Annotated in this window: 21 protein-coding genes; 7 read left to right on the forward strand and 14 right to left on the reverse strand. The window is 63.5% G+C overall.

Annotation, left to right across the window (positions count from 1 at the left end; genetic code table 11):
- The first annotated feature begins 1 nt into the window (after window position 1).
- The 4 genes from AAF563_21190 (at window position 2) to AAF563_21205 (ending at window position 2,708) form a co-directional block, all read left to right on the forward strand.
- Window positions 2-763, forward strand: coding sequence for an RNA methyltransferase (locus AAF563_21190; protein ID MEM7123805.1), 762 nt, complete (start codon window positions 2-4; stop codon window positions 761-763).
- Entirely contained in the window at window positions 760-1,536 is a 777-nt protein-coding gene (locus AAF563_21195; protein MEM7123806.1) for a dienelactone hydrolase family protein, read from the forward strand. The genes AAF563_21190 and AAF563_21195 overlap by 4 nt, the downstream gene beginning before the upstream one ends.
- A 118-nt stretch (window positions 1,537-1,654) precedes the next feature.
- On the forward strand, window positions 1,655-2,275 hold the full coding sequence (rpsD, locus tag AAF563_21200) for a 30S ribosomal protein S4 (protein ID MEM7123807.1): 621 nt from the start codon (window positions 1,655-1,657) through the stop codon (window positions 2,273-2,275).
- A 76-nt stretch (window positions 2,276-2,351) separates the two neighbouring features.
- On the forward strand, window positions 2,352-2,708 hold the full coding sequence (locus AAF563_21205; protein MEM7123808.1) for a DUF4286 family protein: 357 nt from the start codon (window positions 2,352-2,354) through the stop codon (window positions 2,706-2,708).
- A 69-nt stretch (window positions 2,709-2,777) separates the two neighbouring features.
- On the opposite strand, the gene AAF563_21210 is transcribed toward AAF563_21205, so the two are convergent.
- From AAF563_21210 to AAF563_21225, 4 genes are all read right to left on the reverse strand, one after another.
- Entirely contained in the window at window positions 2,778-3,890 is a 1,113-nt protein-coding gene (locus AAF563_21210) for an extracellular solute-binding protein (GenBank protein ID MEM7123809.1), read from the reverse strand.
- Between the two features lie 150 nt (window positions 3,891-4,040).
- Window positions 4,041-5,468: an aminotransferase class I/II-fold pyridoxal phosphate-dependent enzyme gene (locus AAF563_21215; GenBank protein ID MEM7123810.1), complete on the reverse strand. Its 1,428-nt coding sequence runs from the start codon at window positions 5,466-5,468 to the stop codon at window positions 4,041-4,043.
- Window positions 5,465-6,703, reverse strand: coding sequence for an aminotransferase class V-fold PLP-dependent enzyme (locus AAF563_21220; protein ID MEM7123811.1), 1,239 nt, complete (start codon window positions 6,701-6,703; stop codon window positions 5,465-5,467). The genes AAF563_21215 and AAF563_21220 overlap by 4 nt, the downstream gene beginning before the upstream one ends.
- A gap of 165 nt (window positions 6,704-6,868) precedes the next feature.
- Window positions 6,869-7,333: a VOC family protein gene (locus AAF563_21225; protein MEM7123812.1), complete on the reverse strand. Its 465-nt coding sequence runs from the start codon at window positions 7,331-7,333 to the stop codon at window positions 6,869-6,871.
- A gap of 178 nt (window positions 7,334-7,511) precedes the next feature.
- On the opposite strand from AAF563_21225, the gene AAF563_21230 reads away from it, so the two are divergent.
- Both AAF563_21230 and AAF563_21235 read left to right on the forward strand, forming a co-directional pair.
- The gene (locus AAF563_21230; GenBank protein MEM7123813.1) at window positions 7,512-9,179 is read left to right on the forward strand and encodes an FAD-dependent oxidoreductase; all 1,668 of its coding nucleotides are present in this window, start codon (window positions 7,512-7,514) and stop codon (window positions 9,177-9,179) included.
- A gap of 37 nt (window positions 9,180-9,216) precedes the next feature.
- On the forward strand, window positions 9,217-10,167 hold the full coding sequence (locus AAF563_21235; GenBank protein MEM7123814.1) for a TauD/TfdA family dioxygenase: 951 nt from the start codon (window positions 9,217-9,219) through the stop codon (window positions 10,165-10,167).
- 9 nt (window positions 10,168-10,176) lie between these two features.
- Here AAF563_21235 and AAF563_21240 read toward each other — a convergent pair whose 3' ends face one another.
- From AAF563_21240 to AAF563_21280, 9 genes are all read right to left on the reverse strand, one after another.
- On the reverse strand, window positions 10,177-11,265 hold the full coding sequence (locus AAF563_21240) for an adenylate/guanylate cyclase domain-containing protein (protein ID MEM7123815.1): 1,089 nt from the start codon (window positions 11,263-11,265) through the stop codon (window positions 10,177-10,179).
- 220 nt (window positions 11,266-11,485) lie between these two features.
- Window positions 11,486-11,830, reverse strand: a complete 345-nt coding sequence (locus AAF563_21245) for a DOPA 4,5-dioxygenase family protein (GenBank protein ID MEM7123816.1) — start codon at window positions 11,828-11,830, stop codon at window positions 11,486-11,488.
- 4 nt (window positions 11,831-11,834) lie between these two features.
- A complete protein-coding gene (gene grxD / locus AAF563_21250) occupies window positions 11,835-12,179 on the reverse strand; it encodes a Grx4 family monothiol glutaredoxin (GenBank protein ID MEM7123817.1) in 345 nt (114 codons plus the stop codon).
- A gap of 34 nt (window positions 12,180-12,213) precedes the next feature.
- Entirely contained in the window at window positions 12,214-12,453 is a 240-nt protein-coding gene (locus AAF563_21255; GenBank protein MEM7123818.1) for a BolA family transcriptional regulator, read from the reverse strand.
- Between the two features lie 21 nt (window positions 12,454-12,474).
- On the reverse strand, window positions 12,475-14,682 hold the full coding sequence (gene purL / locus AAF563_21260; protein ID MEM7123819.1) for a phosphoribosylformylglycinamidine synthase subunit PurL: 2,208 nt from the start codon (window positions 14,680-14,682) through the stop codon (window positions 12,475-12,477).
- Window positions 14,679-15,365 carry a phosphoribosylformylglycinamidine synthase subunit PurQ gene (gene purQ / locus AAF563_21265; protein MEM7123820.1) on the reverse strand — a complete coding sequence of 229 codons (687 nt, stop codon included), beginning with the start codon at window positions 15,363-15,365 and terminating at the stop codon, window positions 14,679-14,681. The genes purL and purQ overlap by 4 nt, the downstream gene beginning before the upstream one ends.
- Window positions 15,366-15,456: 91 nt before the next feature.
- Window positions 15,457-15,699, reverse strand: coding sequence for a phosphoribosylformylglycinamidine synthase subunit PurS (gene purS / locus AAF563_21270; protein MEM7123821.1), 243 nt, complete (start codon window positions 15,697-15,699; stop codon window positions 15,457-15,459).
- Window positions 15,696-16,457 (reverse strand): phosphoribosylaminoimidazolesuccinocarboxamide synthase, encoded by a 762-nt coding sequence (locus AAF563_21275; protein ID MEM7123822.1) that lies wholly within the window; start codon window positions 16,455-16,457, stop codon window positions 15,696-15,698. Before AAF563_21275 ends, purS begins: the two co-directional genes overlap by 4 nt.
- A 91-nt stretch (window positions 16,458-16,548) precedes the next feature.
- Entirely contained in the window at window positions 16,549-17,316 is a 768-nt protein-coding gene (locus tag AAF563_21280) for an NRDE family protein (GenBank protein ID MEM7123823.1), read from the reverse strand.
- A 263-nt stretch (window positions 17,317-17,579) separates the two neighbouring features.
- Between AAF563_21280 and AAF563_21285 the strand changes: the two genes are divergently transcribed.
- On the forward strand, window positions 17,580-17,900 hold the full coding sequence (locus AAF563_21285; protein ID MEM7123824.1) for a DUF1476 domain-containing protein: 321 nt from the start codon (window positions 17,580-17,582) through the stop codon (window positions 17,898-17,900).
- Window positions 17,901-17,906: 6 nt separating this feature from the next.
- Here the strand turns inward: AAF563_21285 and purB are convergent.
- The coding region (purB, locus tag AAF563_21290) for an adenylosuccinate lyase (protein ID MEM7123825.1) at window positions 17,907-19,198 on the reverse strand (1,292 nt) is incomplete at its 5' end.

Here is a 19,198-nt window from a genome sequence, read left to right on the forward strand (position 1 = left end):
GATGCCGTCATCGCCGCCCGCCATCGTCCTGGTCCGCCCGCAGATGGGTGAGAACATCGGTGCGGCGGCCCGCGCCATGATGAACTTCGGTCTGACCGATATGCGGATCGTCGCGCCGCGCGACGGCTGGCCCAACCCGGCCGCCGAGACCATGGCAGCCGGTGCCAGCTCTATCCTGGCCGAGGCGCGGCTGTTCGACACGGCGGCTGAGGCGGTGGCCGACCTGGCGCACCTCTGGGCGACCACGGCGCGCCAGCGCTACATGCTGAAGCCTAGCCACACACCGCGCCATGCCGCCGGTCTGATGCACATGGGCGCGCGTCACGAGGAAGCCAGTGGCATCCTGTTCGGGCCCGAACGCACTGGCCTCGAAAACGACGAGGTGGCGCTGGCCCACGCTGTTTTGAATGTACCGGCCAATCCTGAGATGAATTCGCTCAACCTGGCCCAGGCGGTTCTTTTGATCGGCTACGAGTGGTTTCAAGCCGCCGACGAGACACCGGGCGAGACGTTGCGCGAGGGCAAGACGCATCCGGCGAACGCGGAGGAACTCGAAGGCTTCTTCGAACACCTGATCGGCGAGCTCGACACCTGCGGTTTTCTGCGCAACCAGCAACACAGGCCGATCATGGTGCGCAACATCCGCAACATGTTCCTGCGCGCTGGCCTCTTCGAGCAGGAGGTCCGGACTTTGCGCGGCATTGTGAGCTGCCTGGTCAATGGCCGTCGCCCGCTGCCTCGTGACGACGGGGAAGGGACATGATGCGGCGTTTGATCGTGCCTTTTGTCGTTCTCCTGGCCCTCGGCTCCTGTGCGGCTTCCTGGATGCAATTCAAATCGGTGCCGCCGGATGGCGGCCAGCCGCAGACAGTGACCGGCCTGTTGCGCGTGCCAGACGGCGGTGGCCGCTATCCTGCCGTGGTGCTTCTGCCCGACTGTGACGGTGTTGGCCCCCACGAACGGCGGTGGGCACGTGAACTCGCCGAGGCCGGTTATGTCAGCTTCGTCATCGATCACCATTTCACGCGTGGTGGCGGCGAACGCTGTGACGATCCGATGGACCCCGCCGTGCTGCAGGGTGATGCTCAGGGAGCCCTGGAGAAGCTTGCCGGTGAGGACTATGTCGATGCCAAGCGGATGGCGGTTCTTGGTTGGGGCAGCGGAGGTGACATCGCGCTGGATCTGGTGGCCGCTTCCACACTCTTGCCTGGCACCGGTGGCGTCCAGTTCGTCGCCGCCTTCTATCCGACATGCGAAGGAGCGGGCTATCTGCGCGAGGAGGCCCTGATCGTCCTGCCCGACCAGTATCCTGCCGCCGTGGCATGCCAGTCCTATGCCGAATCGCAGGCGGTGGATGGCGAAGCGCCCGTCCGCCTCGTCCCGGTTTCTGGGGCGGCGGCCGGTTTCGACTGCGAGGTATGCCCAGACGGCTATCGCGGACAGGAGGACGTCTACGACCCCGCCGCGACCGAGCGGGTCCGCCAGGTCCTGTTGGAGGCGCTTGACCGCCTGATTGGCCCCGAATCGAGCCCCTAAATGGCTGCAAAATCTGCCCGGAAAGCTGTTTGACATTGGCGGGCCAGGGGACTACAACCCGCCAGCGCTCCGCAGGACGGGGCGCAATCCGTTTTTATGGCTTAGAACCAAGGCGTCCATGACGAAACGTCTGTCATCGAAATACAAGATCTGCCGCCGCCATGGCGTCAATCTCTGGGGCCGGCCCAAGAGCCCGACCAACAAGCGCGACTACGGTCCCGGCCAGCATGGCCAGGGACGCCGCCGCAAGCCGACCGACTATGGCGTGCAGCTGGCCGCCAAGCAGAAGCTGAAGGGCTATTACGGCAACATCACCGAGCGCCAATTCCGCCGCACCTTCGAGGAGGCGTATAGCCGCCGCGGCGACACGATCGAGAACCTGATCGGTCTGCTTGAGCGCCGCCTGGATATTGTCATCTACCGCATGAAGTTCGTGCCGACCGTGTTCGCCGCGCGCCAGTTCGTCAACCACGGCCACATCCACGTCAACGGCAAGCGGGTGACCATTCCCAGCTACCGGGTGTCGCCAGGCGACGTCATCGAGGTCAAGCAGAAGTCCCAGGAACTTCCGCTGGTTCTGGAAGCCGTCGCGTCGAGCGAGCGCGAGGTGCCGGAGTACATGGCGGTCGACTTCGACAAGATGAATGGCACCTATGTGCGGGTCCCGACCTTTGTCGAGGTACCGTACCCCGTGCAGATGGAGCCGAACCTGGTGGTCGAGTTTTATTCGAGCGGTTGATCGCTCAAGAGATTTCGAACCAGGGCCGCGGCTCCCGATGGGACCGCGGCCCTTTTCGTTTGGGGAGGGGAAAACGATGGCAGACGAGACGGAACTTCAAGGTGCCGGGCTGCTTTACATGGTTCGCTCGTGGGTCGATCCGGAGCTCGGACAACCCTATTTGGACTGGCTCGAGGCCAAACACATGGCAGAGGTCTGCGCCGAGCCGGGTTTCCTTTGGGCGCGCAAGGTCGAACTTGATCAGACCGATTGTTCGGGCTGGAAAGGTTATCTGCTGATCTATGGCGTCGCCGGCCGTGCCGCGCTCGACGCTTACATGAAAAGCCCGGCGCGCGACGGTTTCTGGAGGGAGCTGGAAGCTTTCGAGGACATCCACTACTCCGAGCGCTTCTATGGCGCGATGGACTTTGCCGCCGCGAAACCCAGCGCCTGAGTAAAAAAGAAGACCCCGCCGATGGCCTCGACGGGGTCTCCTCACGTAACGCGCTTTAAGCGCGAACGATTAGAAGCCGGCGGTGACTTCCGCCCAATCGCGTTCGATCGCTTCGTTCTGTTCGGGATCGACAATCAGCACAAAGACGCCACGGTTCAGCATATCCATGACATCGCGCGACAGGCCGCGCGCCGCCAGGTCTTCATCACTGAAGAGGTCGTACGTCTTCACGTTGGAGTGGCCATAGCCGTACTCGCCGGTAAGGAACTCGCCGGCGCTTGGATCCAGCATGGCGTCGATCAGGTCGTGCGCCTTGTCGTAGTGGGGCGCGCCTTCGGCCAGCACCAGGCCGCAGACCCACGTCAAAGCGCCCTCCTTCACGTCGGCGAACTTCACCGGCACTTCCTGCGCCGTCAGTTCCCAAGGCGTGCCATTCCATGTCATGGCGGCCACAACCTCGCCCGACGCCAGCATCTGCTGGACGCTGGTCATGTCGCTTGAATAGGTCCGGAGCAGGGGACGCTGTTCGCGGAGCAGCTCCAGAACCTTGGCCCGACCTTCATCGGTCACGTTGTCGGTGTCGATGCCGGCATAGATCGCCGCGCACCACCAGGCATCCTCGGCGGCATCCAGCATCGTCAGCTTGCCGGCATAGCGCTCATCCCAGAGGATGCCCCAGCTGTCTTCCTCGACCTCGACCAGGTCGGTGCGATAGGTGATCGACGTCTGACCCCATTCGCATGGCGCGAAGTAGTTATCGCCGTCGACGATGCTGCCGTTGAGGTTGGTCAGCGCCGGCACCATGTCGGGCCAGTTCGACAGACGGGACGTGTCGATCGGCTGCAGCAGGCCGGCATCACGCCAGCGAACGATCGTGCTGCCCGCGCATGGATGCGTGACGTCGACCTGGAAACCGGAGCGCATCTTGGCGAAGGTCTCGGCGTTGTCGCCGAACAACGGTGTTTCAGGCTCGGCGCCGTACTTTTCTACGTAGTTCGGCCACATCTCCGGTAGGTCATACCCGGCCCATGTAAAGTAGATAACCTCACCTTCCGCATCGGCTTTAGCGCCGGTAATCGGCGCGGCGACGGTCAGGATACCGGCGGCGGCCATCGCCTTGTTGAGGTCGCGCCTGCTGATAGCGCGGTCGCGCACCCGCGCAATAACGTCATCAATGTGCATGAAGAATCTCCCAGAGTTCTACGCTGTAGATGTGAGGACGTTAGCACGGTGATGGGCTGTTGCACCAATCACTTCGCAGGGGCCCGAAATCGCCCAGTTTGTGTCTGGTTTCTGTTGATTTCGTTCCGTTTTGCCACGATCCGTCCAAATCTAGACGTTCACGTCATCGCCAAATCGGATGATTCGCTCGATCGTTCCCGCAAGGTCCTCATCGGTGGTGCGCGGGTTGATGGTGCAGAAGCGCAGACAGGTGCGCCCGCCCAGCTCGGTCGAGGTCACGAAGGCGTATCCGTCCTCCAGCAGGGCATCGACGATCCGGCGGTGCACGCGGTCGAGCACGGGGTCGTCCAGACCGTCGCGCAGGAAGCGGAAGGTGACGACACCGATCGTCGCCGGCGTGACGATCTCGAAGCGCCCGCTTTCTTTCAGCATGGCCTCGGCCCGCTCGGCGATCTCGATGCCGCGTTGGACGGCGGCGCGGAACGCCTCGGCACCGAATACCTTGAGCGACAACCACAGCTTGAAGGCGCGCAACCCGCGCGAAAGCTGAATGCTGCGTTCGGAGAAGTTGACCTCTTGCTCACCGGCCGCGACGTCCTGCAGGTATTCGGGGCTGCTTGCAAACGTGCGATCCAGGAGTCCGGGGTGGCGGACGAACACGACACCGGCCTCATAGGGTTGGAACAGCCATTTGTGCGGATCGATGACGACGCTATCGGCGCGCTCCATGCCGGCAAGCAGGGCACGGCCCTGGGGCACCAGACTCGCCGCGCCGCCATAGGCGCCGTCGACATGCAGCCACAGATCGTGCTGTGCCGCCAGATCGGCCATGGTTTCCAGCGGATCGATGGCGCCGGTGTTCGTCGTGCCAGCGTTGCCGACGATGCAGAACGGCCGGCGGCCTGCCGCTATGTCGTTGTCGATCGCGGCCTTCAGCGCGGCCATGTCGATGCGGAACCGGTCATCGATCGCGATCGGCCGCAACTGGTCGCGACGAAAACCGAGGATACGAAAACCGCGCGCGACCGAGCTGTGGGTCTGGCTGGCGCAATAGGCGACGGCATCGTCTGTGTCTTCGCCCAGCTTGGCCTCGCGTGCGGCGGCGAGCCCCGTCAGGTTGGCGACCGAGCCGCCGCTGGTGAAGATGCCTTCGCAGGCGTCGTCGAACCCGCATAGCGCCTTCAGCCACTCCAGCGTGGTCAACTCCAGCTCGGCCGGCCCCGGCGTCTCGCGCCACAAGCTGGCGGCGGTGTTGTAGCCGGAGGTCATGATGTCGGCCATGGCGCCGACGAAGTTGGACGGACCGGGCACGAAGGCCAGGAACCTCGGATGGGCGATCTGACCCATGGTCTCGAACACGTTGTCGCGCGCGAAGTCCAGGGCGTCCCGCCAGTCGCCAGCGGTTTCCGGCAGCGGCTCGCGCAGTGTCGGGCGCAGGTCTTCCAGTTCGACATGCACGGCGGCCGGCTTCTGCGCCAAACTGGTCCAGTGCTCGACCACCATGTCGACAGCACGGTAGCCCAGTGCGCGCATTTCGTCTGGCGTCAATTCCAGCCGGGCGGGATCGTTTGCCGTCATGGTATGATCGCGTCGAGCGCCTTCACCAGCCGGTCAACCTCGTCGACGGTGTTGTAGTGGACCACGGAACAGCGGATGACACCGTCGGCCGGGTCGACACCGACCGCGTTCAGGACGCGTGGCGCATAGAAGTCGCCGGCGCCGCACGCGATGCCCTGCGCATCCAGCTGCCTGGCGGCCTCCTGGGATGACATGCCTTCAATGATGAACGAGAAGGTCGGCGCACGTCGCGTATGATCGGCTGTCGCGCGGCCGATGACATTCAGCTTGGGATGCGCCAGCGCATAATCGAGGAAGCGGTTGGACAGTGCCTCCTCCTGCTTTGCGAACAGCCCATAGACCTGGCGTACACGGCCGTGGAAGTCATTTGCTGGTTCGTTGATATGATGGGCGGCCAGGGCCTCGAAGTAGTCGGCGATCCCGACAGAGCCCGCGGTCAGCTCGTGGTTCGGCGCGCCCGGATTGAGCTTCATCGGGATGTCGTCTTCACCGTGAAAATAGAAGTACTGGCCTTTCGCTTTCAGAAAATGCTCACGCTTGCCATACATGACGCCCAGATGCGGACCGTAGAGTTTGTAGAGGCTCAAGAGGTAGAAATCGACGTCCAGCGCCTTGACGTCGATAGCGCCGTGGGCGGCATAGGCGACACCGTCGACGCAAACCATGCCGCCGAAACTGTGGACGAGGTCGGCAATTTCGCGCACCGGATTGACGCCGCCGGCGATGTTGGAACAGTGCGAGAAGCACACCAGCCGAGTTTTCTCGCTCAGCATCTCCTTCAGGCTGTCGATCTCAAGCTCGGCTGTCTTCGGGTCGACCTGCCACTCGCGCACGGTGATGCCGAACTCTTCCAGCCGGCGCCAGTGCCCGTTATTGGCCTCGTGATCCAGATTGGTGACGATCAATTCGTCACCCGGCTTGAACCAGCCACGGATCGCGGCGGCCAGGGTGATGACATTGCGGGTCGTTGACGGACCGATGACCACCTCGTCCAGTTCGGCGTTGATCAATCCGCAAACCGCCTTGTGGCCGGCATCCATGCGCTCGGTCGCATCCTGCGAGACGCGGTAGGCGGCAGCCGGCTGCACCTGGCACTCGGTCATATAGCTGTGCACCCTGTCGATCACGGTGCGCGGCACCAAGCTGCCGCCGGCGTTCTCCATGAACGCCCAGCTGTCGTTCAGCGCGGGAAAAAAAGAGCGGACGAACTCAAGGTCAAGCGGCCGGTCGGCCATGGCGTTCCCCTGTCAGAATGTGTTGCGGTGAGAACGCCCTTGTAGAGGGTTAAACCGCCCCGTCAATTGGGGATATGCGATCTTTGTTTGGCTGTTCTTGAAGTCAAATTGACGGGACAACGACCGTGGCGGATCGCCACGGTCATCGTGCATGAGAAGGCTTCCTTACGATCCGCCGCCGAAGGCCGCCTTGGCCGCTTCTCCAATCTCTTCGGGCGTCAGATCCTTGACGTGCGTTGCCACCGCCCAAACGTGACCGAACGGATCCTCCAGACGGCCGTATCGGTCGCCCCAGAACATGTCCTCGACCGGCATGGTCACCGTGGCACCGGCCTTTTCCGCACGCTCTGCCCAGGCGTCCGCGTCGTCAACGTAAAGGTGCAGCGCGACCGAGGTTCCGCCATGAGCCTTGGGCCCTTCGGAGCCCATATCGGGCATAGCATCGGCGACAAAAACCATCGAATCGCCGATTGTCAGCACCGCGTGCATGACCTTGCCGTCAGGCGACGGCAGGCGGAAATGCTCCGTGGCCCCAAAGGCCTTCTCATAGAACGCGATCGCATCGGCGGCGCCTTCGATCACGAGGTGCGGGGTGACGGTGCGTGCGCCCTGTGGGACGGGGTCAACCATGACGTTCTTCTCCAGTTTAACTAAGATCAGGAACATTAGCGGAACATTGTGACGGAACAACTATAAGACGGCGGCCAGAGAATCACATGCCCGTGAGACAGATTGCTTGATTTTCAAGTCGGCAGGCGCCCAAGGTTGCGACCGGTACTTATCGTGCGATTGAGGAACACGCGGGGGCATGGCAGACGCAGTTATGGAGGTCGACGTCGCCGTCGTAGGTTCCGGTGCGGCCGGACTGTCAGCGGCGCTTTCAGCAGCAGCGCGCGGTGCGGACGTCGTCATTCTCGAGAAGAGTGACCTTCTGGGCGGCACCAGCGCCATGTCCGGCGGCGGCACGTGGATCCCCTGCAACCATCTGGCGCGCGAAGCGGGCATCGAGGACAGCCCGGACGACGCGATGCGCTACCTGCGCGCGGCATCGCCTGAAGGCTGGTCAGCGACGGATGAACCGCTGTGGCAGAGCTTTGTCGACCATGCGCCGGCGATGATCGACTTTTTGGAAGCGCATTCTGAATTGCGTTTCCAACCCGTCGACGAGCCCGATCCGATGGCCGAATGCGAGGGCGGCAAACCGGGTGGGCGCCAGTTGACCCCAAGCCTGCTCAACCGACGTGTTGCCGGTCCCTATGCGCGCCTTATTCGCCGCTCAACGGTGCCGCAAAGCCTGACCTATAGCGAGATCAAGAAGTACCGGGTCTATGAACAGCCCGTGTATGCCGCCGTGGTGGTCGGGCCGCGTTGGCTCTACCGAATGGCTATCGGACAGATCGCGTGCGGTCAGGCCCTGGTCGCCGGGCTGCTCGGCGCCTGCCAGGCGCAGGGCTGTCGGATCGTTACCAACGCCCGTGTCGAGGCACTTCTGCAAGATTCCACCACAGGGCGTGTCGAAGGCTTGCGCTTCGGATCGCCAGACAAGTCAACGACCGTCCGCGTTCGCCAGGGCGTTGTGCTGGCGACCGGCGGATTCGAATGGGACAGCGCCATGCTGGCGCGCCACTTCGCCGGTCCGGTCGACCGGCTGGGCAGCCCCAACACCAACACCGGCGACGGCCAGAAACTGGCGGCCGAGGCAGGGGCATCGATGGAGCGTATGGATCAGGCCAACGTCTATGCGACACTGCCGACGCGCTACGAAGGCGCTGTCCATGGTATGCCCGCCATGTTCCATGCCTCGCCCCACTGCATCGCCATTGATCGCAACGGTGAGCGGTTTGTCAGCGAGTACGACTACAACATCGGCGAGGCGCTGGATCGCCGCGATCCCGAGACAGGCGAGCCGCTTCACCTGCCGGCCTGGCTGGTCGGTGATCGCCGCTTCCTGAACCATTCCATGCTGTTCCGTCTTAAGGCGCGGCTGGAGCAGGGGTTCCTGGTCCGCGCGCGTACGCTGACTGAGCTATCGTCGAAGATTGGCGTACCGCCGGATGCGCTTGCCAAGACTGTCGAGCGCTTCAACGGCTTCGTCGCGGAAGGCCGCGATCCCGACTTCCGGCGCGGTGAGAGTGTGTGGGAGCGCTACATGGCCGGTCACGATGGCGGTCCCGGCAATCCGGCGTTGGGTGCGATTGAGACCCCGCCGTTCGTCGCATGCCGGTTCAACCGGTCGATCCTGGGCACCAAGGGCGGCGCGCGCACCAACGCTGCAGGCCAGGTCGTGCGCCCGGACGGCACCGTCATCGGCGGCCTCTATTGCGCCGGCAATGCGATGGCTAATCCGTTCGGCACGCGCGCTGTCGGCAGCGGCACGACGATCGGTCCGTGCCTGACCTGGGGCTATATCTGCGGGCTCAACATCACGCGAGAGAACATTCGGCCGGATGCTGACGCCGAGGCCGGAAACCCGTAGGCTTACATCATGGACCAATTGCCGAAGGCGCCGTGACATGGGCGCAGGGCTGGATATCAGATCGCTGGACGCACCGTTCGGGGCCGCCGTGCACGGACTTGATCTGAACCGGACGCCGGACGCTCCCGACGTCATCGACACGCTTGTCGACGCGCTCCACGAACACCGGATGCTGGTGATCAAACGCCAGAGCCTGGCCATCGAGAACTACGTCACCTTCGGCCGCCAGATAGGCGAGCCGATCATTCATGTCGTCAAGGCGATCCGCATGGAAGCCTGTCCCGAGGTCGCTGTTGTCGGCAATGTTGGAGATCGCCAGAAGAGCGATCCGCTGCGCCTGGCGGCGTCGTTCTGGCATACCGACCAAGCTTACGAGGACGAGCCGGCATCGGCCACCATGCTCTATTGCGTGGAAGCGCCGGAAGAGGGCGGCCAGACCATGCTGACAGACACGATCGCCGCCTATGACGCGCTGGATGAGCATATGAAAGCGCGGTTGGAGGGACTTGTCGTGCGTCATTCCTATGGCGCCGCCAGCGGCCGCGACGGTGAGTACGACGCGCGGGGCTCGCTGACAGAGAAGCAGCGCAACCATGTCGTCCCAGTCTATCATCCGCTGGTCTTAAGGCATCCGGCTACCGGCCGGCGTTCGCTCTACGCGGTCGCAGGAACGCCGGAAGGTATCGAAGGCATGGCGGATGACGACAGTCAGGCGCTCTTGCGGGAACTCAAGCAGCATGTGCTGAAACCCGACTTCCGCTATGACCACACCTACGAGGTCGGCGATCTCGCGATCTGGGACACGTTCGCCACCATGCACTCGGCCGTGCCTATCGCGCACGCCAGTGCCGATCCGCGTAACACGCGCCTTCTATGGCGTATCTCGTGCCGCGGCGCACCGGCGCCCTATCGGCCCGACGCAGCCCATGCTGGCGCCGTCCCGCGCAAGGGCGATTGGAACCTAGACGCCGCACATCCTGGCGGCTGACTGGTTGCGTCACGCCGTCTCTGCGGCGCCCATCACCTTGTAAGCTTCGACTTTTTTCCCCACACCTTTCAGGCTCAGCAGGCCCGCCGCCTCTGTTTGTGTAGCGGTCTCGACCTCGACATGCGCGCGCTTGTCGATGAGGATGTCGCCGTCGTCCGCCTGGTCGCAAAGCCGCGCGGCGATGTTCACCACATTGCCGATGGCGGTGTAGTCGTGACGCCCCTCCGATCCGATCAGGCCGAGCGTGGCGTAGCCATAGGCGATACCGATGCCAAGGCCTAGCTCATGACCCAGGTCGCGCCACCGCGCCTGGATGTCGGTGAACGCTCGGCGCATGTCGAGCGCCAATCGAATCGCCCGCGCGACCGGTTCATCGCACGGCAGCGGGTCGTTGAAGATGACCATCAACCCGTCGCCCGACAGATGGCCGATGCTGCCGCCGTGCCTGGCGGCCAGGTCACCCATAGTCGTGTGGACCGCCTGCAGCACGTCCATGACGTCTTCCGGTTCGACGGATTCGGAGAAGGCGGTGAAGTTGCGGAGATCGCAGAACAAGCAGGCAATCTGACGGCGGTGGCTGTCGAGCAGCGACTCCTTGCCTTCGGCGGTAATCAGATCGGCAACCTCCGATGACAGGAAACGTTTCAGCTGGGCGATGCGTTCAATCTCTTCGACCTGGTCCTCGACCCGCTTCTCCAGTGTTTGATTGAGATCGCTCAGACGGTCGGCCTGCGCCTTGACCTCGCGGTTCAGGCTGACCAACCGCATGTTCTGGTTGAGCAGCGCCGCGATCACCAGAAGCACATAGCCCAGGATCAGGATGCGTATGTCGTAATAGACGTAGAGCGTGAAGATAATGGTTACGACGGCAACGGCGCTGACAACCAGCGGAACCTTGCTCTTGTGCAGCTTCTGGTCGTTGAACAACCCCATGACGGTGACCAGGGCGAACCCCCACATGAAGACGGCCTGCAGGTGGATGTTCAACTCGAAGGCGGCCATCCCGAAAAGCGGCGCCAGCAACGAGATGAGGACCTGACCGTAACAAAAGACAAGGGAGGCTGCCGCGCCTAGAAACGCGAGAGAGCCAAAGGGCATGGCCTGTCGGTCCACGCTTGGTGGCGCGGACAAGGGCGGTTGCAGTCCTTGCGAAATGTCACTCATGGCATACCCACCAACTGATCAGCGGACGCCTAAAGGGCGACCGGAGAGTGCGATGGTAAGGGCAGTGCCGCGCCGAGAGAAGCGACGGCAAGTTGCGCCATGAGCGGGCGGCGGCCGGAAAGGGCGCTATGGCGCGCCGAACATTGGTCTGAACCTAGTTCAGCGCGTCGAGATTGAGGCCCAGGTTCTCGTTGATCCACAGCGCATTGTCGCGGTGGTCTTCAAGCTCGTTGCCGGTTTCCGGATGGATGAAAATGGAAAGGCCGTTGTGATTCACCATCAGCCACGGCACGACCTTGTCGAACTCGCCGGGCTCGAAGGCGACCTGGAACATCGGCTTCAGATGCGGTCCGACGGGCTGATCCCACACACGGCCGAGAACCACGTCGAAACGTTTTCCCATTTCCTCGCGCATCGCGATCGCGACGTCGCGCTTGTCGGGATCGAAGTTGACGTGGGCGTGATAGCCGTGGATCACGCCGGCATCGATGGCTTCCATCGAACTAGGCAGCGGGGTCGACTTCGATGCCGCGGCTGTTCATCAGCTCCATCAGCTCACCGGACTCGAACATCTCGCGCATGATGTCGCTGCCGCCGACGAACTCGCCCTTCACATAAAGCTGCGGGATGGTCGGCCAGTCGCTGTACTCCTTGATGCCTTCGCGCACCGCCGGGTCTTCGAGCACGTTGATGCCCTTAAAGCGCACACCCAGGTGGCTCAGCATCTGGACCGAGGCGGCTGAAAAGCCGCACATCGGGAAGACGGGCGATCCCTTCATGAAGAGCACGACGGGATTGTTGGTGACTTCGCTGGTGATCCGTTGCCGGGTCATGTCATCGAGAGGCATGATCTCTTCTCCGATAAAGGTGGTGGCCGGGCGGTCAGCCGTCAGCCGGCGCCGCGGTCTGAAGGGCGAGCGCGTGTAACTCGTTGCCCATCTTTCCCTTCAGCGCCTTGTAAACCAATTGGTGTTGCTGGACGCGCGTCTTACCGACAAAAGCGCCAGATACGATCTTGGCCGCATAATGATCGCCGTCGCCGCGCAGATCATCGATCTCAATCGAGGCATCAGGAAATGCCTCCTGGATCATCTGCTCGATTTCGGCGGCGCTCATGGCCATCGCGAACTCCTCCGACGTTGATTAGGCGCCCTGGGCCATATAGCCCGGCAGCCAGCCTTCGTGCGCGTCACGCATCGCTACCAGCGATATGGCGCGCTCTCTGGCCAGAGTCAACGAATCACCAGTTGTCCTGCCGACGACCCGGGCTGGAACGCCAGCCTTTTCGGCATCGGCCAGCAGCGTCTCGGCGCCTTCGGCGACCGCAACCACATAGCGGGCCTGGTCTTCACCAAACAGCCAAGCATGCGCGGGAACATCGTCCGGGGCAGGCTCGACCGCGCAGCCGATGCCCGAGGCCAGCGCCATTTCGGCCAGCCCGACCAGCAGGCCGCCGTCCGAGAGGTCGTGGCACGCCGTGACCTTGCCGTCGCGGATGGCTTGGCGCACGAAGTCCCCGTTGCGGCGCTCCACGGTCAGGTTGACGGGCGGTGGGGCGCCGTCTTCCGACCCCGCGATCTCGCGCAGGTAAAGGGATGACCCCAGATGGCCCGTGGTCTCCCCAATCAGGATCACCGTCTCGTCGTCGCCGGCGAAGCCGATGCGCGCCATGTGGTCGAGATCGTCGATCAGTCCGACGCCGCCGATGTTGGGTGTCGGTTGGACGGCCTTGCCGTTAGTTTCGTTGTAGAGCGAGACGTTGCCGGAGATGACCGGAAAGTCGAGCGCGCGGCAGGCCTCGCCCAGGCCTTTCACGCAACCGACGAACTCTCCCATCACTTCGGGACGCTCGGGATTGCCGAAGTTCAGGCAATCGGTGACGGCAAGCGGCTTCGCGCCGGTTGCGGTCAGATTGCGCCAGGCTTCGGCGACCGCCTGCTTGCCGCCCTCGAACGGATCGGCGCGGCAATAGCGCGGCGTGCAGTCGCTGGTCACCGCCAGGCCGCGGTCGGAATCGGGTATGCGCACGACCGCGGCGTCGCCGCCCGGCCGCTGCATGGTGTGGCCGCGCACCAGGTGGTCGTACTGCTCCCAGATCCACCGCTTCGACGCCAGGTCGGGGCAGGCGAGCAGGGTCAGAAGGGCATCGCCGATGTCGTTCGGCGCGACCACGTCGGTTGCCGCTACCATCGGCCGCTTCGCTGCCTCGTTCCATGGCCGGTCATAGATCGGCGCCTCATCGGAGAGCGGCTTGACCGGTAGGTCGGCCTGCACCTCGCCGTCCTTCCGGACGATCAGGCGGCCGGTATCGGTGATGTGGCCGACAACGGCGAAGTCCAGCTCCCACTTCTCGAAGATCTCGCGTGCCCGCGCTTCGGCTTCCGGCTTGATCACCATCAGCATGCGCTCCTGGCTTTCCGAGAGCATGAGCTCATAGGCCGACATGTTCTCTTCGCGCTGGGGGACGGCGTCGAGGTCCAGATCCATGCCGGCATTGCCCTTGTCGGCCATCTCGACCGAGGAGCAGGTCAGGCCGGCCGCGCCCATGTCCTGGATGCCGATGATCGAATCGGTCGCCATCAGTTCCAGGCAGGCTTCCAGTAGCAGTTTTTCGGTGAAGGGGTCGCCGACCTGCACGGTCGGGCGCTTCTCCTCGGTGTCCTCGTTGAACTCGGCGGATGCCATGCTGGCGCCGTGGATGCCGTCGCGCCCGGTCTTCGACCCGACATAGATAACGGGCGCGCCGACTTCGCCGGCGGCGGCATAAAAGATGCGGTCTGCGGACGCCAGCCCGACGGTCATGGCATTGACAAGGTTGTTGCCGTTGTAGCTGGCGTGGAAGGTGCACTCGCCGCCCACGGTCGGCACGCCGATGCAGTTGCCGTAGCTGCCGATGCCACCGACCACGCCGCCGACCAGATAGCGAGTCTTCTCGTGGTCCGGGCTGCCGAACCGCAGAGCGTTCATGTTGGCGACGGGGCGCGCACCCATGGTGAAGACATCGCGCAGGATGCCGCCGACACCGGTCGCCGCGCCCTGGTGCGGTTCAATGAAGCTCGGGTGGTTGTGGCTTTCCATCTTGAAGACGGCGGCAAGTCCTTCGCCGATATCGACGACGCCGGCGTTCTCGCCGGGACCGCAGATCACCCACGGTGCGGACGTTGGCAGGGTCTTCAGCCAGAGGCGGCTGGACTTGTACGAACAGTGCTCGTTCCACATGGCCGAGAAGATGCCGAGCTCGGTCAGGTTCGGCTCGCGCCCGATGATCTCCAGGATCTTGGCGTATTCCTCGGCGGTCAGCCCGTGTTCGGCGACGATGTTGGGAATGGGGTTCTCGACTGCGGCGCTCATGACAACGCCTCGACCATGCCCGCGAACAGGTTGACGCCGTCCTGGGTCTTGTGGCGCGCGCAGGTCGCATCCTCGGGATGCGGCATCATGCCGAGCACATTGCCGGCTTCGTTGGTGATGCCGGCGATATCGCGGATCGAGCCATTGGGATTGGCGCGCTCCTTCGGCTCGTCCGGGCCGGGCACATAGCGAAAGGCGACGCGGCCTTCACCTTCCAGCCGGTCGAGCGTCTCGTCATCGGCGAAGTAGTTGCCGTCGCCGTGCGCGACCGGCACGCGGATAACGTCACCGGAGGCAAAACCGCCGGTAAACGGCGCTGTGGCGTTCTCGACCTGCAGTGAGACATCGCGGCAGACGAAGCTGACGCTGGCGTTCTTCAACAGCCCGCCGGGCAACAGCCCAGTCTCGATCAAGGTCTGAAAGCCGTTGCAAACACCGAAGGTCGGCGTGCCGGTCTTCGCGCTTTTCACGACGTCCTTCATGATCGGGGAATGGGCCGCCATGGCGCCGCATCTGAGATAATCGCCATAGGAAAATCCGCCGGGCAGAACGATCAGGTCCGTCGCCGGCAAGTCGGCGTCACCGTGCCAGACCATGGTGACATCAGCGCCGGCGCGGCTCAGCGCGTCGGACATATCGATTTCGCGGTTGGTGCCGGGGAAGACGACAAGGGCGGCTTTCATGACGATCTACCGGACGCGGTCAGCGTTTGAACAGAGCGCGGTCGAAGGGCGGGGTGGACGAAAGACCATGGCAGACATACTGCCTGGCCTGTCACGTCTCAAGCTCCACCGCGTAGTTTTCGATCACCGTGTTGGCGAGCAGCTTGCGGCACATCTCCTCGATCTCCGCGCGCGCCTTGTCGGCATTCGTCTCGGCCAATTCGATCTCGATGACCTTGCCTTGACGTACGTCTTCGATGCCTTCGAAACCGAGGGTCCCCAGCGCGTGATGGATCGCCTTTCCCTGTGGGTCCAGCACGCCCTTCTTCAGGGTGACGTGGACGCGGGCCTTCACGTTGCGGCTTTCTGAAGGTCGGTGACGTTGCCGGCTTCAGGCAGGATGCCGAGCCGGCGCGCGACCTCCTGGTAACCTTCCGCGACACGGCCGAGATCGCGCGCAAAGCGGTCCTTGTCCATCGGCTCGTTGGTCGACAGATCCCACAGACGCGCGCTGTCAGGCGTGATTTCATCGGCGATGACCAGGCGGACATCATCCTCGAAATAGAGCCGGCCGAACTGAAGCGTGAAGTCGACCAGGCGGATGCCCGCACCCAGGAACAGGCCCGACAGGAAATCGTTCACCCGGAGCGACAGGTGGATCATGTCGTCGATATCCTGGGTCGCGGCCCAGCCGAAGGCAGTGATGTGCTCTTCGCTGACCAGCGGATAGTCGAGCTCCTCCGACCGCAGGTAAAACTCGATGATCGAGCGGGGCAGCGGCGTGCCTTCCTTGATGTCGAAGCGCTCGGCGAACTCGCCGGCGGCGACATTTCGCACGGCGACGTCGATCGGCAGCACCTCGACCTCGCGGACCAGCTGCTCGCGCATGTTGAGGCGGCGTACGAAGTGGGTGGGGACACCCATCTCGTTCAGCCGGCTCATGATGAACTCGGAAATCCGGTTGTTGATGACACCCTTGCCGTCGATGACGCCGGACTTCTCCGGACGCCTGGCATGGGCCTCGTCCTTGAAATGCTGAACTAACAGGCCTGGCTCTGGTCCTTCGTAAAAGACCTTGGCCTTGCCTTCGTAAACGCGCCTTCGGCGTGCCATGGCATAAGTCCCGAGGGTGAGTTGCCCGAGGGTTTTCGGCGGATTTCGGCGGGGCCGCTGCCGAATGCGCGGACCCTAATGGAAACGCCGCCTAAACACAATCGGTGGTGTGTGTGACAATGTGATCAAACGACACCTTGTCTGGTTGACCCCCCGCAAACAGCCAAATGGGGGCTCTATGATGGTCTTCCAAGGCCAGCAGAGAACTGGAGACGGTGCCAAAGCCGGTGGTCCCGCCGATGGTCATGGCGCCACTCTCGCCGCTGCCCGATTCGCTGCCCCGATCCGCTAGCCGTTCGATCCAGGCGGACCAATCGCCGGTATCCGGTTCGGGGGCGGCTGCGGCGCGGAAAAGCGGCAGATGGCGGCGGATTCTGGCACTTTCCATGTCGTCGAGATCGTAGGCCGTCAGCATGTGCAGGCCCTCCGGTATGGCCTGGGCGGTCGGGTGCCCGTCCGTTTCGTCGCCTGAGAACCGGACCCAGACAGCACCTTCCGGTCCGGCTATCAGCATGTTGAAGCTCCGGTACTCACTACCGTCTATGACAGTGATACGCCCGACCGCAGAGGCTAGATCAACTGCTTCCAGGGCCATCAGCGGCAGCTCGCCGCGGCTTTTCTTGCCATCCTGGGGCCCCAAGGAATCCGGGCGGTTCAGCATCGCCGCGACCAGGCCCGCCTGGTTCGCGGCAAGCCAGGTGCCGCCCGCCAGTTCGTCCAGGCCGCCGATGATCCCCGGGTGGTCAGGCCAATGAGAGCCCGGCGCGCGCCAGGCCCGCCCGTTCATCTCATCGCGGTTGGCGGCGATCAGTACGGGATAGCGGTGTCCGGGGCGAACCAATACGACGACGGTGCACATGTTTACGGGCGATTTCCCGGCTAGGTCAGATCCCATTTCGTTTTAATCGCCAAGCGTTTCAAACGAAATGGGTGAATCCGTCCTAACTATTTGATGTTGAGCGGATTCACGTGTGCACACGGAACCGCCAAGCGGTTCCTTGTGTACACGACCCGCTCAAGCGGCCTTGGAGCGGCGCGATCTTACGCTATATGGTGCGGGGCAGGGCGCGCCAAATCGGTCGGGCGCCTTGATGGCTTTGATTAAAGAATGGGCAGCACGACATGGCATTGTTTGACGACCGCAAAAAAGGTCAGGAAAGCAAGTACGCGCACGATCAGGAACTGAACTTCAAGATTAGCGTCAGGCGCAACAAGCTGCTCGGCCTGTGGCTTGCCGAACAATTCGGCATGTCTGGCGCGGATGCCGAGGCTTATGCTCAGGACGTCGTGAAGGCCGATTTCGAGAAACCCGGTGACGATGACGTCGTTGAAAAGGTGATGGCCGATATCCAGTCGCACGGACTCGATATCGACGAGCACAAGGTACGGCGCCACATGGAAACCCTCGAGGCTGAGGCCTCCGAGCAGGTCCGGTCGGAGTAGGGCCTTTCAGTCCGCCAGCGCGCGGTCGATGACCGCACCGGCGTGGCGGATGTAAAAGCCATAATCGAAGATCTCTTCGAGGGCGTCCGCGCTGACCTTCGCGGCGACCTCGGGGTCCGCCTTGAGGCGCTCCAGAAAACTGCCGCCCTCGTTCCAGGTTGCCATGGCGTTGGTCTGAACCAGCCGATAGGCATCCTCGCGACTGACGCCCGCTTGTGTCAGCGCTAGGAGAACGCGCTGCGAAAACACCAGACCGCCTAGCTTGTCCAGGTTGGCCTTCATGTTCTCAGGGTAGACCACGAGGCCCTCGACGACCCGGGTCATGCGGACCAGGGCGAAGTCGAGGCCGATGGTGGCGTCGGGCGCGATGTTGCGCTCGACCGACGAGTGGGAGATATCCCGCTCATGCCACAGGGCGACGTTTTCCAGGGCCGGCACCACGGCGCCGCGCACCAGGCGCGCCAGGCCGGTCAGATTCTCGGTCAGGATCGGATTGCGTTTGTGGGGCATGGCTGAGCTGCCTTTTTGCCCCGCCGTGAACTGCTCCTCGGCCTCGCGCAGTTCGGTGCGCTGGAGGTGGCGTATCTCCGTCGCCAGGCGCTCGATCGAGGAGGCGACGACGGCCAGCGCGGCAAAGAAGGCGGCATGCCGGTCGCGCGGGATGACTTGGGTCGAGACGGGCTCCGGCGTCAGGCCCAGCTGCTTGGCCACATGGGCCTCGACGCCAGGGTCGACGGTGGCGAAAGTGCCGACCGGGCCCGAGATCGCGCAGGTCGCGACTTCCGTCCGCGCGGTCTCCAATCGCTGCCTGCCGCGGGCGAACTCCGCATGGAACGAGGCGAGCTTGAGGCCGAAGCTGGTCGGTTCGGCGTGGATGCCGTGGCTGCGCCCGACGCACAGCGTCTCCTTGTGCTCCAGCGTGCGCGCCTTGAGTGCACCGAGCAGCTTGTCCATGTCGGCCAGCAGCAAATCGGCGGCCTCGGTCAGCTGCACGGCGAAGGTCGTGTCCAGAACGTCCGACGAGGTCATGCCCTGATGCATGTAGCGGCCTTCTTCGCCGACATGCTCGGTGACGTTGGTCAGGAAGGCGATGACGTCGTGCTTGGTCTCCGCCTCGATCTCGTCGATACGCGCAACATCGAACCCGCCGCGCTCTCTAAGCGCCGCCGCCACGCCTTTGGGGATCGTGCCCTGGCCTTCCATGGCCTCGGCCGCCAGGGTCTCGATCTCCAGCATGATGCGGAATTTGTTCTCCGGCTCCCAGATGGCGACCATCTCGGGGCGGGTGTAACGCGGGA

The sequence above is a fragment of the Pseudomonadota bacterium genome, from assembly GCA_039028155.1.
In the GTDB taxonomy this organism is placed as follows: Bacteria; Pseudomonadota; Alphaproteobacteria; order SP197; family SP197; genus JANQGO01.

What these genes read in the sequence shown, in the direction of transcription:
- AAF563_21255 (MEM7123818.1), bottom strand. Translation starts at nt 12,453, where the DNA reads ATGGCCATGAGCGCCGCCGAAATCGAGCAGATGATCCAGGAGGCATTT.
- AAF563_21190 (MEM7123805.1), top strand. Translation starts at nt 2, where the DNA reads ATGCCGTCATCGCCGCCCGCCATCGTCCTGGTCCGCCCGCAGATGGGT.
- grxD (MEM7123817.1), bottom strand. Translation starts at nt 12,179, where the DNA reads ATGCCTCTCGATGACATGACCCGGCAACGGATCACCAGCGAAGTCACC.
- AAF563_21235 (MEM7123814.1), top strand. Translation starts at nt 9,217, where the DNA reads ATGGGCGCAGGGCTGGATATCAGATCGCTGGACGCACCGTTCGGGGCC.
- purQ (MEM7123820.1), bottom strand. Translation starts at nt 15,365, where the DNA reads ATGAAAGCCGCCCTTGTCGTCTTCCCCGGCACCAACCGCGAAATCGAT.
- purL (MEM7123819.1), bottom strand. Translation starts at nt 14,682, where the DNA reads ATGAGCGCCGCAGTCGAGAACCCCATTCCCAACATCGTCGCCGAACAC.
- AAF563_21230 (MEM7123813.1), top strand. Translation starts at nt 7,512, where the DNA reads ATGGCAGACGCAGTTATGGAGGTCGACGTCGCCGTCGTAGGTTCCGGT.
- AAF563_21195 (MEM7123806.1), top strand. Translation starts at nt 760, where the DNA reads ATGATGCGGCGTTTGATCGTGCCTTTTGTCGTTCTCCTGGCCCTCGGC.
- AAF563_21280 (MEM7123823.1), bottom strand. Translation starts at nt 17,316, where the DNA reads ATGTGCACCGTCGTCGTATTGGTTCGCCCCGGACACCGCTATCCCGTA.
- AAF563_21215 (MEM7123810.1), bottom strand. Translation starts at nt 5,468, where the DNA reads ATGACGGCAAACGATCCCGCCCGGCTGGAATTGACGCCAGACGAAATG.
- AAF563_21210 (MEM7123809.1), bottom strand. Translation starts at nt 3,890, where the DNA reads ATGCACATTGATGACGTTATTGCGCGGGTGCGCGACCGCGCTATCAGC.
- AAF563_21245 (MEM7123816.1), bottom strand. Translation starts at nt 11,830, where the DNA reads ATGGAAGCCATCGATGCCGGCGTGATCCACGGCTATCACGCCCACGTC.
- AAF563_21240 (MEM7123815.1), bottom strand. Translation starts at nt 11,265, where the DNA reads ATGCCCTTTGGCTCTCTCGCGTTTCTAGGCGCGGCAGCCTCCCTTGTC.
- rpsD (MEM7123807.1), top strand. Translation starts at nt 1,655, where the DNA reads ATGACGAAACGTCTGTCATCGAAATACAAGATCTGCCGCCGCCATGGC.
- AAF563_21220 (MEM7123811.1), bottom strand. Translation starts at nt 6,703, where the DNA reads ATGGCCGACCGGCCGCTTGACCTTGAGTTCGTCCGCTCTTTTTTTCCC.
- AAF563_21225 (MEM7123812.1), bottom strand. Translation starts at nt 7,333, where the DNA reads ATGGTTGACCCCGTCCCACAGGGCGCACGCACCGTCACCCCGCACCTC.
- AAF563_21205 (MEM7123808.1), top strand. Translation starts at nt 2,352, where the DNA reads ATGGCAGACGAGACGGAACTTCAAGGTGCCGGGCTGCTTTACATGGTT.
- AAF563_21275 (MEM7123822.1), bottom strand. Translation starts at nt 16,457, where the DNA reads ATGGCACGCCGAAGGCGCGTTTACGAAGGCAAGGCCAAGGTCTTTTAC.
- AAF563_21285 (MEM7123824.1), top strand. Translation starts at nt 17,580, where the DNA reads ATGGCATTGTTTGACGACCGCAAAAAAGGTCAGGAAAGCAAGTACGCG.